We start from the raw sequence: 12,548 nt of genomic DNA, 5'->3' as shown, positions 1-12,548 counted from the left end.
TATTTTAAACAACACTTTTTCCAAATGAAAAACCTCTCTACAGCAATGATTACATACTTTTGTCGCTATTTTTACAAGAAAACTGTGAGTAATCGGGGAAACTCATACAATTGAAGCAGGCTTAGCATACGATTGATTGACGACTAATGCTTGCTGATCACTTTTTATATGCCTTTACTTTATCTACTGATTTATATTTTTATCGGAATTGAGAGTAAAGCCAGCTTAGGATAATACAGTTAATGTTATTAAAATTATTTATTTATCATGTGGTTATAAAATAAATATGCGGACTTATACGGCTTTTGCAGGGACGTGCAAATTTTTGCTGGCGTCATAAACTTATTGACATGGAATTATTTCCCACGTATATTTTTGCCTCGTTCGTGGGGAATAATTCTCATTTATTTTAATGAGTATTCTAAAGAAGCCCTGAATAAGCAATAAGTATTAACGCTAGCGATTTGTGCTGTACTCTGTGTTAGGTAGTACTTGTAAAATCATTTATCCATCTTGTTTCCTGCGTTTCGTCCGCCTTACACTTTACTTCGCTTAGCAATATTCAGGGATTCCTTAAATATAAAAGGGAGTTTTTTTGTATGCAGATTGAGAATATTATTCAACCTAAGGTTGGCATCATGCTTTTTCCCGCACTTAGGCAAACGAGTGCTGCTTTAATCAAATCACTATTTACAATCAGTGTGGTTTTGATTGCTTGGGGAATGTATATCATCGATGTCGAAGCTGCTCCAGTCAAATGGCATCCTGGTCATTACGTTACACTTGTGAATCCAGGTAAGGATAGCTCGTTTTATATGGGGAAAGTGTATCGCGAACTGAGTAATACTTCAGCACTGCGTGGGGTGACGATTCGTTATAAATGGCCAGAGCTAGAGCCAAAAGAGGGTGTGTATGATTTTAGTTCCATAGATCACCACCTTGCGGAATTAACCAAACGGAAGAAAAGATTGATCATCCTACTGGAAACCAAATCGTTCGATCCTGATTTAGATCTTGTACCAAACTACTTAAAAGCACCAGCATACGCGGGTGGGGAATTTGCTTTCAGTAGTTCAGGAAGCAAAACTATTAAAGGGTACAACATTAAATTGTGGGATCAACAGGTGCATGATCGTTTGGCTGCACTAGTGCGGGTATTGGGAAATCGCTACAATTCAAAGCCTAACTTTGAAGGCTTTGGTTTGACAGAAACCGCCATGGGACAACCAATGACGCCAATAACAGATGGTCAGGTCGATGAATACTATAACAATTTACTTAGTATTAATCGGGTGGCGCGTAATAGCTTTCCGAATACGATGACATTCCAATTTACAAACTATCCGCGTGGAATTGTTGAGCCATTTGTCAAACAACTGAAAACGACGGGAGGGGCGCTGGGTTGTCCGGATGTTTTTCTTGACGAACCAGGACTGCTCTTTAAGGGAACAGCGGATTCTCCGGCAGGCGTTTATACGCATTATTCCAAGAACGCAAACGCTATGCCTCTGACGATTCAAGTAGAGAAACCAAATTATGAGAATACCCGGCACGATGATACAGGTACTAAGCCAACCGCCAATGAGCTTTTAGTATTTGCACGGGATAAATTGCAAGTCAATTATATTTTCTGGACACGGACTCCAGTTTATTTTAATAAAGTCCTGGAGATGTTGGGTCAGAAGGCTCAAACCAGCAATGCTGCTGGTGGGTTGAACCCAGCCTGTCCCAGTTCCTATGATTCCTGCATTAACTAGCAGCTTTCAAAATAGATTTGTTGGGTTGTAGATTTATATAGTATCTTCATCCTGATTAATCCTTGTTACGAGCAATTGACTGGTAGTAGGTAAATATAGTTTGATGCTATCAGTCAAGGTCTTACATTTTATAAATGTGAATTTGTTGTATTGGTGAAGCCTCTGAGAGGCTTCATTTCCATAACATCATCAATGTCGTAAATTCAGGTCTATTCATCGAAAATCTCTAAGTTATATTCTAAAATAGCTGATTCTTAATAAATCTTAGTTTATAAACTGATTTGCAAGAATCATGTAAACTTTCTTATCATTAGGATTGTTAATAATTCTAATCTGTTGTGCTTTATCGATATGGATAAGCCGGTTTAAAGTATTTTGTTATTCCACAAGGCGTAGTGGAGAGAGAATACTATTTAAGCACAGTATCAACTCAAGCAAGCCGGGGTGGCGATAGTAGCGATGATTGGTTTTGCCTGATGGCTGGCGAAGGCTATTTTTAATAGTAATTTCTTGGGATCATGCGGAATGGAAACTTATGAAGCCTTATTAGCAACAGTTGCTTTAATGATGGGTACTGCGTGGGCAAGCGGGATTAATCTGTACGCGGTTTTATTAGTGCTTGGCTGGGGTGGTTCAACAGGTCATATTGCCTTACCCGAGGAATTGTCGGTACTGCAAGATCCATTAGTGATTGGTGCCGCCGGTGTCATGTATTTCATAGAATTTTTTATCGATAAGATACCTGGAATGGATTCTGTGTGGGATTCCATTCATACGTTTATTCGTATTCCGGCGGGCGCTATGCTGGCAGCCGGCACAGTCGGCGATGTGACACCTGCTTTAGAGATCGCCGCCGGAATTCTTGGCGGCGGTATTGCTGCAACAAGCCATGCTACCAAGGCAGGCACCCGTCTTTTTCTTAACACATCACCAGAACCGTTTACTAATTGGTCGGCGTCTCTTACTGGAGATGTCTTGGTGCTTTCTGGACTTTGGACTGCCTTGAAGCATCCGGAGATTTTTCTAATTTTGTTGGTTATTTTTCTTGGTGTCTCAATTTGGCTGTTGCCTAAATTATGGCGATTCATAAAAATAGTGTTTTTTAAGATAGGAAAACTTCTGGGATTTGTACAAGCATCGCCTGCTACCACTAATGGGGCAGTCGTTCCGGCGGCAGATGTCCTCCAAATAGCAGCATTAGAGCGATTGCAGGAATTAAAAGACAAAGGTGCGTTGACGGAGCATGAGTTTGAACAGCAGAAAAATAAGATTCTGAAGGAAGATGTCTCATAAGACGCTAGATGGATTGATTCAGGGTGTCCTCATCATCAATGCTGTTGCAGTTTTTTTAGCACGATAGCCTGTAATTCACTGCTTATCCAGGTTGCTGTCGGTAATGCCCACAGCGTATCGTTTGCAAAATGATAACACTGCAATGCATTTTCCTCAGGCATGAGTATGACATCGGCGTCAGCAAAATTAATATCTTGCGCAACGAATTGGTGATTTTCTGAGAAAGTATGTAATTCTGCATTTAGCCCTGTCTTCTGTATAAAATCAAAAAACCACCGCACGTTATCTCCACCCGCAATTGCGTGCAGTTGTTTGTCTTTCAAGTCTGAAATCGGTTGGCGCATTTCCGGATTGAGCACATTGTAAGCAGTTTCGTTGACGAGCTTCATTGGGTAGGTTTTGCCCCACTGGCTAGTATCTACATAATGATTCTGTTTGCCATTGGTGACGATAATATCGATTTTTCTTAGATATCGAAGAGGTGTTCGGAGAGGGCCGGCAGGTAGTACTAGGCCATTGCCGAAACTTTGCTCGGTAAAATCGACGGCAGCAATTTCGAGGTCGCGTTCAAGGCGGTAATACTGCATCCCATCATTACAGATGAGGATATTGCAGGTTGGATGCGCATCCAGGAGCGCTTGAGCAACTGCGATTCTGTCATTTCCAACCCAGATGGGGCAGATTTCCCTGCAACGTTGCGCTAATAAAAATGTTTTTCCTCCTACGATATTGGGATCGCTAGTAGAAGTTACAGCAACGGGTAAGCCAGGGTTATCATAATTGCCACGTGTAATGATGCCGGGGTGGTAACCCTGCTGAAGTAGATAATCAATAAGCCAGATGATGAGAGGCGTTTTGCCACCATCATCGATACTGATACTGTCGACCACAATAACAGGAACTGGTAGCTTAACGGAAGGTAGAATATCCAGCCAATAGCATAATTTTTTTAGTGTTAGAAAGCATCCATATAACACACTGAATGGCCATAAAAGAATATGTAATGGCGTGATGCGATGCCAATAAAGCTCTGACAATTTCATATTTTACATATATTTAAGATATAGTTACGGAACTTAATACTTAGTTAATGCCATAGTTAACTTTAAGGATAAGGATTTTTACCTGCCTATCTTACATGCACAAGATAAAAAATAATGCTTCTTCAAAATCTATGAGCGTTGGTATTACAATCAATGTACGCATCATTGAAATAAGAACAAACATAACATAAATTATGGAAATATCTGTAAAACGATTACTTGTACCTACGCCATCCAGTGATGGACAGCAAAAAAAACCACACGCGATTGCTTATACCGATTGGGGAGATCCACAGAATCCGCATATCGTGATATGCGTTCATGGATTAACACGCAATTGCCGTGATTTTGATTATCTGGCGCGTGCACTGCAATCAGATTGCCGGGTAATTTGTGTAGATATCGTGGGACGTGGCCAAAGTGACTGGTTGGAACATGCACATGATTATGATTACTACCCGGTCTATCTTTCCGATGCGATATCCTTGATTGCCCATATTCAAGCGCAATACCGTACGGCAATCACGCTGGATTGGGTGGGTATTTCGCTGGGCGGTTTGATCGGGATGGTTCTGGCGATTCAACCGAATATTCCGGTGCCCATCAATAAATTGGTGATGAGTGATATCGGGCCATTGATTCCTGCGGTTGCGCTGAAGCGAATTGCCGATTATGTTGGTAAAGATATTCATTTCAATAGCTTTGAAGAATTTAAGCAATACATGAAAGCGATATCTGTTTCTTTTGGTCCATTGACTGAAGAACAATGGGATCATATGGCTATCTATAGCGTTCTTGAATATGCCGATGGATCCTACGGCTTTCGCTATGATCCCAGAATATCAATAAGTTTTAAAGAACGCGAAATTAAAGATATCGATTTATGGAAACAGTGGGATCAGTTAAATGTGCCTACTTTGGTACTGCGTGGCATGGCATCGGATATTTTGTCTGCTGATACAGCTGCACAAATGCAAGTGCGTGGTGCAAAAGCCAAAATTGTTGAATTGCCGGGTATCGGCCATGCGCCGATGTTAATGGATGCCGATCAGATAAAAATTGTGCGGGATTTCATTCTCAATTAGCAGTGGTTCTTGAAAAATGCGGATTCAAAGAAAATACTGCATTACTTAAGTTGAAACAACAACGGCAGCCGAATAATGCTGCCGTTGTGTTGCCGATTGTCTAATTCGGATTAAGACTAGAAACGAATATTGTATTGAACATAGAAGAGATCTGGAGAGACTCCCGGAGCTTGTGCCTTCAGGAAGTCGCCGCTCCACATTTTTGAGTATCCAACCAATACATCTTGATGCCGATTTACGTGCAGATTTAGTCGGAAATCTACTTCATCCCCAATATGACTGCCCGATTGACCGGTGGCATCCCGGAATGTCGCCAAGCCAGCCGCGTTATATAAATAATCGCGTTCGTTCGCCAGGTAGAATCGGTGGTATTGTGAAATAAAGGTGATCCATGGCATGGGATGCAAGGTAAATTGTGCATTGATGTCATGAACGTTCTGGCGGCCTACACGATCAAGGAAACCCATATAATAGTGGCCGAATGGGAACAGCTGATTAAATGTATTGCTTCTGCCATCGGCAGAGCTGCCATCGCCGGAAGCAAAATCATAGCGTATCCAGCCTTGCGGATTCATCGGCAGTGGTAAGCGATAGCCTACACCGGTAGCCACGGCAAAGGCGGAGATATCCAGATTGGAGCGCCGCCCGAATTGATACATACCTTCCAGTTCGTATAGGAGATTGTCAAAATTCCCGGCAAGACGGCCACCGAGCGTATGGACATGGGAATCACCCTGCAGAATATTTCCGCGCGCTACATTGGCTGGCGTAAGATTCCGGTCGTTTTCCAGACTGAGGAAATAAAGATCGATTAAGTGACCGGGTTTGGGTTTGTGAGTAGCCCATAAGCCAAAGAAGTTTTGTTGTGTATCCCAATTATCAACATTACCTTTTTCGATAACCATCGGACGCGTCCAGAATGCATCAACATCCCACTCCGGCGTACGCCAGAAGGCTTTGACACCCTGGAAAGTTCTACGTGTATTGACCCAATCCAGCGTGGAGATCAATCGTTGCGAACCGTACATTAATTCCTGACGGCCGACACGAATATAAGCAGGGCCGTTATTGATATTACCCAGCTTGATATCGGTAAACAGATTGAGCAAATCGGCATGGTTCCTATCCGTTATCAGCGGAGGCAGTTCGGCACCAAATGCGCGCGCATCGAGTAACTCCGCGAATAGACGCACTTTGTCCCGGTACCACAAATCTGCATGGAAGCGGGTGCGCAACAGATGAAAGTCATTATTAATATCGGCTGTATTTAAACGACTATCCGTTTCATGCGTATAGCGATACCAGAAACTACCTCCAAAAGAAAGTAACCAATCGTCGCCTAACTGTATGCGCTTAACGGGGTCAAAGATGTCCTTTTCATGTCCTGGCGTAGCCAAATAGCGAAAATCAATGTCGTACGCCGGGGTGGTTAAAAGCGCAAACGGCGCGTATGGCGCAACAGGAGGTTTCTCACGTTTGTTGCCTGTAACCATGTCCCAGAATGAATAATAACCGGGTGTGGTTGGGGGCAGCATAAATAAACCGGGGCGCGAGGGTGCTGAGACAAAGGGTACTTTGGACATGTCAACAGTGCCGCTGGCGGGGCTGGTTGCTGCAGCGGCAGGAGCGGCAGGAGCTGCCGGCGCTGCCGGCGCTGTAGCAGCTGGTGCGTTCGTGTCGGCTGGTTTTGCCGGGGCCGGGTTGGTTGCATGCGCTTGAAAAGCCAAGCACATGATTCCAATACAGCAACACATACATTGTAACCAATGTTGTATGCTTTTGACGCAATGCACTTTTAATTCAGCAAAGGATTTTGCTGAGAAAGAAAAAATGCTTGATGAATTCATTACGAAACTCCTGTTATCTGGATTAATACGATATTAATTACATGGCGCAAAACGTTTTTAATGGTATGGTATTGTTTTTCCTAAACGATCTAGGTCGCATATTATATGCGATAACAATTTATCTTAAAGCGTTGATTAAATGCTTTTGCCCTAATTATTTTGGCTTCAGTTTGATTTCCTAATATGTTGAATATCAAATGCATTTAATATCAGTTATATAAAAGGCTCGCGTTGATAAATATCAAGAAAGCACATTTTGTTGTAAATTTGTTACACAGAAACTACGTGTGCCGCTTATCAAGAACTTCAGCAAAAGACTTAACGGAAGCAGTATTAGCAGGCCGTTGGAAAATGCTTTCGAGGCAGTCGATAGTAGGCAAAAACAAACGACAAAACGCAGTTTATGCGTAATCAATGAGTATTTTGAGCCTGTTTTTAGCACCGTAGCGGCAATGCAGATAGTTTTTCAAAGGCCTGTTAGCAGTACGTTTTAACGGGCAATCCGAGTGCCTTGATTTTTTCACTATAAGCAATCAACCAGGATTCGCTGACTTGAGAAAGCTGTGGTGCTTCGGGTTGTAATGACGGGCGTGCAATTCCATAGAGTAAAACACCTTGTAGCAGTACCCCATCATTTTTCAGGCTTCTGATGAAACTGAGATACGCATCGATTTCTGCTTCACTGGGCGGTTTCCCATTAATTTGGAATACACAGGTTTGTAACCAGGTGGGGCAAAGCGATGTCGCGATTTGCAGGTGATGGCGAATTTTTTTTAAGCTGATTGTCGTGTTATTGATGCGTTGTCTTTCTTCAGCTAATGCGCGATCAAACTTGAACCACACTTCGCCATTCAACTGCGCCATGCGTTGTAATCCCGCTTGTACGGATTGACGATGAATCAAGCTGCCGTTTGTGATCAATACCAGCTTCAAATTTTTTAGCGCATCGAAGTCTTGTATTATGCTGCCAATCAATTCGATGACTTGTTCAAATTCTCTAGCACTGGTCGGTTCGCCATTGCCTGATAAAGCGATATCGTGAATTTTTCTCGCTTCCGGTGGTACATGCCGGTGCATGAAATCACCATTTACTAATTCATGCAGGAAAGATCGCAGTTCAATTTCGAGTTTGTCCAGGTCGATGCGCGGTGCGGAACCGCGTTTAAGCTCAGGCACTTGGCAATAAACACAGCGCCAGTTACAGGCATTGTTAGGATTAAGATTGATGCCAATGGAAACACCGCCCGCGCGGCGCGATATTACCGGATAAACATATGTCAATCCGGCACTATCGCGGCTGTGATCAGTCGTTTTCAATCGGTCAGAATTTGATGGCAATGTTACAATCCCATTTATTTATTTTGGCGTTATAGAAATAGTACGTATGTTAATTACACGCAAGCTGGAATTTGATGCGGGGCATCGTATCTCAACGCATAATAGCCAGTGCCGTCATCTGCATGGTCACCGTTATATGATCGAAATTACGCTATCTGGTACCATTATCGCTGATGAAGGTGTTGCGCAGCAAGGCATGGTGATGGATTTCTCCGAAGTGAAGCGAATTGCAAAATCTGTATTGGTGGATCAATGGGATCACGCATTTCTGGTGTATGCGGGTGATACCAAAGTGCTGCAATTTTTGCAGTCGATTGAAGACCATAAAACGGTTGTACTGAATGTTCAGCCCACGGCGGAAAATCTCGCCTTGATTGCTTTTGATATGTTAGACGATGCGTATCAGGATATTTATGGCAATCATCTGCAATTAGAACGAGTGCGTTTATTTGAAACGCCGAATTGCTGGGCGGATGCATTGCGTGGAACGCTATAATTTTTTGAAGACTTAATAACTATGTTCATTGATTCACATTGTCATCTTGATTTTCCCGATCTTGCCAAAGATCTGGATGGATTGCTGCATAACATGCAGGAAAATCAAGTGACACATGCATTGTGTGTAAGCGTTAACTTGCCTGATTTTCCTCGCGTCCGGGCATTAGCGGAAGCCCATGAGAATTTGTTTGCTTCAGTCGGGGTGCATCCTGACTATGAAGACCAGATCGAACCGCATGCGGACCAACTTGCCGGGCTGGCGGATCACGCCAAAGTCATTGCCATTGGTGAAACCGGGCTGGATTATTTTCGTTTGCAAGGTGATCTGGAATGGCAGCGGGAGCGCTTCCGCCAGCACATCCGCGCAGCGCGAAAAGCAAATAAGCCGCTGATCATCCATACGCGCTCAGCCGCTGCGGATACATTACGGATTATGCAGGAAGAGGGCGCTGATCAAGTGGGCGGTGTGATGCATTGCTTTACCGAAAGCTGGGAAGTGGCACAACAAGCGATTGCAATGAATTTTTATATTTCTTTCTCAGGCATCGTGACGTTCAAAAATGCCGCGACCTTGAAAGAAGTCGCCAAGAATATCCGGCTGGATAGAATGCTGATCGAGACAGATTCGCCCTATCTTGCACCGGTGCCGTTTCGCGGTAAATTAAACCAGCCTGCATTTGTGCGTCACGTGGCTGAAGAGATTGCGCGCTTACGTGGCGCCGAATTAGAAGAGATTGCAGCAGCGACCACGGATAATTTTTTTAACTGTTTTAGAGTATCCAAGAATGGGCTATATGCGAATTAAATTCCGTCTTTTGCTGATTATTGTCATAGCGTTTTTTTACTTACCGCTTACTGTTTTCGCCGGTATTCAAGAGGATTTAATTGGTGCGATAGAAAAGGGAAATTTATATCAGGTATCCGAGCTACTTAAAAAAGGCGCTAATCCGGATATGCCGAATAGCGAGGGATACACGCCATTGATGATGGCTGCGCAGACTAAGGATTTGAAACTTGCTGAGTTGCTGATGGATGCGGGGGCCAAACTGGATATCCGCAACAAATATGGTGAAACGGTCGTCATGCTGGCCAGTTACCACGGTCAGACCGAAATGGTGCGGCTACTCTATGCCAAAGGTGCGAAAATTAATCATAGTGGTTGGAATCCTTTGCTGTATGCGGCTTCCAACGGACATTCCGACACTATTCGATTACTCTTGACCAGTGACGCCGATATTAATTCGACTTCGGATAACGGCACCACGCCATTGATGATGGCGGTCAGGGGAAACCATGCTGATGCGGTGTCATTACTGCTTAACAGCGGTGCAGATCCCAGTATTAAAAATGAGCAGGGTGATAATGCGCTCAATTGGGCGGAAAAAAGAGATCATCAAAGTATCGTGAAATTACTTAAAAGCCATGGCGTGGCGCAATAAACCTGGTCAGCGTTTTTCCCTGCCAAGGTTTTAGCAATGCAACCTCTGCACGGAAAAGTCGCCATCGTTACCGGATCGTCACGGGGAATCGGCGCGGAGATTGCGCTTACTCTCGCCAACGCCGGAGCAAAAGTAGTCATCAATTATGTGCAGAATAAACCGGCAGCCGACAAAGTATGCACGGCAATTTCGGACGCAGGTGGACAGTGTGTGGCAGTGCAGGCCGATATCAGCGATCCGGTCGCGGTGCGGCAGCTATTTGATACTACTTCCGGCTATTTCAAGCAGATTGATATTCTCGTGAATAATGCCGGAATCCTGCTGTTTAAGGAAATAGCAGACATTCAGGATGATGAATTCAATCGTATTGTCGATGTGAATTTCAAAAGCGTTTTTTACACGTTACGTGAAGCAGCGACAAAGCTTGCGGATCATGGGCGCGTGGTGAATATTTCCAGTACGGTGACGCGGCTAATGTTGCCCAAATACGGTGCGTATGCCGCAACCAAAGCTGCTGTGGAACAATTGACGAGAATTTTTGCCCGTGAAATGGGCAAACGAGGGATCACCGCCAATACGGTTTCACCGGGTCCGGTCGATACAGAGCTGTTTCGTACGGGGAAAACCGCGGCGGATATCGAGCGCATGGCGGCTATGGCTGCATTGGGGCGGATTGGCGCAGCAAGCGATATCGCCAAAGTGGTATTGTTTCTGGTCAGTGACGAAGCCTGTTGGGTGACGGGGCAGGACATTGGCGTGAATGGCGGGATTATTTAACGGATAGGAATGGAGAATCAGATGCGTATTGGCGTGCCTAAGGAGATTAAAATTCATGAATCCCGTGTAGGGCTGACGCCTACAGCAGTGCGTGAATTGGTTGCGCATGGTCATCACGTGATGGTGCAAAAAGACGCCGGACTTCAGATTGATTTAGGCGATGATAAATATCTGAGCGCAGGTGCAGAGATCGTTGAAACACCGCAGGAGATTTATGCCAGCGCTGATTTCATCGTCAAAGTAAAAGAGCCGCAGCCATCCGAGATTCCATTGTTACGCGAAGGACAGGTGTTATTCACTTATCTGCATCTTGCGCCTGATCCTGTGCAAGCCAAGGGTTTGATGGATTCCGGTTGTATTGCTATTGCTTACGAAACGGTGACCGACAGCTACGGAGGCTTGCCGCTGCTGGCGCCAATGAGCGAAGTGGCCGGCCGCATGGCGATTCAGGCAGGTGCTCACGCGCTGGAATTGGATCAGGGAGGTCGCGGCATGCTGCTCGGCGGTGTATCCGGTGTGCCTGCCGCGCGTGTCGTGGTTATTGGCGGCGGTGTTGTCGGTACTAATGCTGCGCGTGTAGCCATGGGGGTAGAAGCCCATGTCACGGTATTGGATAAATCCATTCATCGCTTACAGCAGCTGGATTTTCAATATGGCTCAAGAATTAACACTGTTTTCTCGACGGTGGATGCGTTGGAAGAGTATGTCGCAACAGCGGATCTGGTCATTGGCGCGGTGCTGATTCCAGGAGCGGCGGCACCTAAGCTGGTCAGTCGTGAATTGGTCGGTCGGATGAATCGTGGTGCTGTGCTGGTTGACGTTGCGATTGATCAAGGCGGTTGCTTCGCCACCTCCAAACCTACGACGCTGGCCGACCCTATTTTTACCGTGGATGGCGTAGTGCATTATTGTGTTTCCAACATGCCCGGCGCAGTCGCGCGTACTTCCACATTTGCACTCAATAACGCTACCTTGCCGTTTGTACTCGCATTGGCTAATAAAGGTTACCAAAAAGCACTGATGGATGATGTGCATTTGCGCAGTGGCCTGAATATTTATCGCGGACGATTGACGCATGAGGCAGTGGCGCAAGCGCTGGGACTAACGTATGTGCCTGCGATGGATATGCTGTGATGTAAAATTAGCATTGACGTCAGAACGTCCCGCATCACGACACTGGCAGTATTTAAAGGAATCAGCCACCTCGTGTTCTTGTGCTCTTCTTATCATCTCATCGTTGCTGGCCATATGATCGATATCGCAACGTAGGATCATCGTTTTTTCTTAGCAAATACAATGTTAAGAAGGTTGTGGGGGCACTTTTATCCATTCTCCTGAGCATTGTTTGACATAGGGATAATATCCTTCAGGATTACGGCAATAATACCAGTAATTATTTTTTTGCACGGGGGGGGCAGGGCGGGTAAACATTTTTTTGGTGTTAATGGGTTGTCTAAGCGGTTGAAAGCGC

General features: G+C 44.7%; 11 protein-coding genes. 8 read left to right on the top strand and 3 right to left on the bottom strand.

Translation table 11 applies throughout. The features are described from left to right. The first annotated feature begins 599 nt into the window (after positions 1–599). A complete protein-coding gene (locus Q0K92_RS12235) occupies positions 600–1,757 on the top strand; it encodes a glycoside hydrolase (RefSeq protein ID WP_297326077.1) in 1,158 nt (385 codons plus the stop codon). A 525-nt stretch (positions 1,758–2,282) separates the two neighbouring features. Continuing rightward, positions 2,283–3,050, top strand: a complete 768-nt coding sequence (locus tag Q0K92_RS12230; protein WP_297326076.1) for a DUF4126 family protein — start codon at positions 2,283–2,285, stop codon at positions 3,048–3,050. 35 nt (positions 3,051–3,085) lie between these two features. Here Q0K92_RS12230 and lpxK read toward each other — a convergent pair whose 3' ends face one another. After that, the gene (gene lpxK, locus Q0K92_RS12225; RefSeq protein WP_297326075.1) at positions 3,086–4,093 is read right to left on the bottom strand and encodes a tetraacyldisaccharide 4'-kinase; all 1,008 of its coding nucleotides are present in this window, start codon (positions 4,091–4,093) and stop codon (positions 3,086–3,088) included. Positions 4,094–4,287: 194 nt separating this feature from the next. On the opposite strand from lpxK, the gene Q0K92_RS12220 reads away from it, so the two are divergent. Further along, complete coding sequence (locus Q0K92_RS12220; protein ID WP_297326074.1) at positions 4,288–5,178, top strand: alpha/beta hydrolase; 891 nt, start codon at positions 4,288–4,290, stop codon at positions 5,176–5,178. 116 nt (positions 5,179–5,294) lie between these two features. Here the strand turns inward: Q0K92_RS12220 and Q0K92_RS12215 are convergent, their stop codons facing one another. Further along, positions 5,295–7,025 (bottom strand): alginate export family protein, encoded by a 1,731-nt coding sequence (locus tag Q0K92_RS12215; protein WP_297326073.1) that lies wholly within the window; start codon positions 7,023–7,025, stop codon positions 5,295–5,297. A 477-nt stretch (positions 7,026–7,502) separates the two neighbouring features. Next, entirely contained in the window at positions 7,503–8,342 is an 840-nt protein-coding gene (locus tag Q0K92_RS12210; protein ID WP_297326072.1) for a radical SAM protein, read from the bottom strand. A gap of 67 nt (positions 8,343–8,409) precedes the next feature. Here Q0K92_RS12210 and queD point away from each other — a divergent pair, with 67 nt between their 5' ends. Genes queD through ald form a run of 5 tightly spaced genes read left to right on the top strand, consistent with a single transcriptional unit; the run spans position 8,410 to position 12,211 of the window. After that, positions 8,410–8,859: a 6-carboxytetrahydropterin synthase QueD gene (queD, locus tag Q0K92_RS12205; RefSeq protein WP_297326071.1), complete on the top strand. Its 450-nt coding sequence runs from the start codon at positions 8,410–8,412 to the stop codon at positions 8,857–8,859. A gap of 21 nt (positions 8,860–8,880) precedes the next feature. Then, positions 8,881–9,666: a TatD family hydrolase gene (locus Q0K92_RS12200; RefSeq protein WP_297326070.1), complete on the top strand. Its 786-nt coding sequence runs from the start codon at positions 8,881–8,883 to the stop codon at positions 9,664–9,666. Continuing rightward, a complete protein-coding gene (locus Q0K92_RS12195; RefSeq protein ID WP_297326069.1) occupies positions 9,656–10,300 on the top strand; it encodes an ankyrin repeat domain-containing protein in 645 nt (214 codons plus the stop codon). Before Q0K92_RS12200 ends, Q0K92_RS12195 begins: the two co-directional genes overlap by 11 nt. Positions 10,301–10,336: 36 nt before the next feature. Next, positions 10,337–11,077 (top strand): glucose 1-dehydrogenase, encoded by a 741-nt coding sequence (locus Q0K92_RS12190; RefSeq protein WP_297326068.1) that lies wholly within the window; start codon positions 10,337–10,339, stop codon positions 11,075–11,077. A gap of 21 nt (positions 11,078–11,098) precedes the next feature. Next, on the top strand, positions 11,099–12,211 hold the full coding sequence (ald, locus tag Q0K92_RS12185) for an alanine dehydrogenase (protein WP_297326067.1): 1,113 nt from the start codon (positions 11,099–11,101) through the stop codon (positions 12,209–12,211). The last annotated feature ends 337 nt before the right edge of the window (positions 12,212–12,548 follow it).

Source organism: Nitrosomonas sp. (assembly GCF_024282095.1).
GTDB lineage: Bacteria > Pseudomonadota > Gammaproteobacteria > Burkholderiales > Nitrosomonadaceae > Nitrosomonas.
Note: the sequence above shows the minus strand (reverse complement) of the source record. Positions and strands in the feature narration are given on the sequence as shown.

What these genes read in the sequence shown, in the direction of transcription:
- Q0K92_RS12195 (WP_297326069.1), top strand. Translation starts at nt 9,656, where the DNA reads ATGCGAATTAAATTCCGTCTTTTGCTGATTATTGTCATAGCGTTTTTT.
- Q0K92_RS12230 (WP_297326076.1), top strand. Translation starts at nt 2,283, where the DNA reads ATGGAAACTTATGAAGCCTTATTAGCAACAGTTGCTTTAATGATGGGT.
- lpxK (WP_297326075.1), bottom strand. Translation starts at nt 4,093, where the DNA reads ATGAAATTGTCAGAGCTTTATTGGCATCGCATCACGCCATTACATATT.
- Q0K92_RS12190 (WP_297326068.1), top strand. Translation starts at nt 10,337, where the DNA reads ATGCAACCTCTGCACGGAAAAGTCGCCATCGTTACCGGATCGTCACGG.
- Q0K92_RS12200 (WP_297326070.1), top strand. Translation starts at nt 8,881, where the DNA reads ATGTTCATTGATTCACATTGTCATCTTGATTTTCCCGATCTTGCCAAA.
- Q0K92_RS12215 (WP_297326073.1), bottom strand. Translation starts at nt 7,025, where the DNA reads ATGAATTCATCAAGCATTTTTTCTTTCTCAGCAAAATCCTTTGCTGAA.
- Q0K92_RS12220 (WP_297326074.1), top strand. Translation starts at nt 4,288, where the DNA reads ATGGAAATATCTGTAAAACGATTACTTGTACCTACGCCATCCAGTGAT.
- queD (WP_297326071.1), top strand. Translation starts at nt 8,410, where the DNA reads ATGTTAATTACACGCAAGCTGGAATTTGATGCGGGGCATCGTATCTCA.
- Q0K92_RS12235 (WP_297326077.1), top strand. Translation starts at nt 600, where the DNA reads ATGCAGATTGAGAATATTATTCAACCTAAGGTTGGCATCATGCTTTTT.
- ald (WP_297326067.1), top strand. Translation starts at nt 11,099, where the DNA reads ATGCGTATTGGCGTGCCTAAGGAGATTAAAATTCATGAATCCCGTGTA.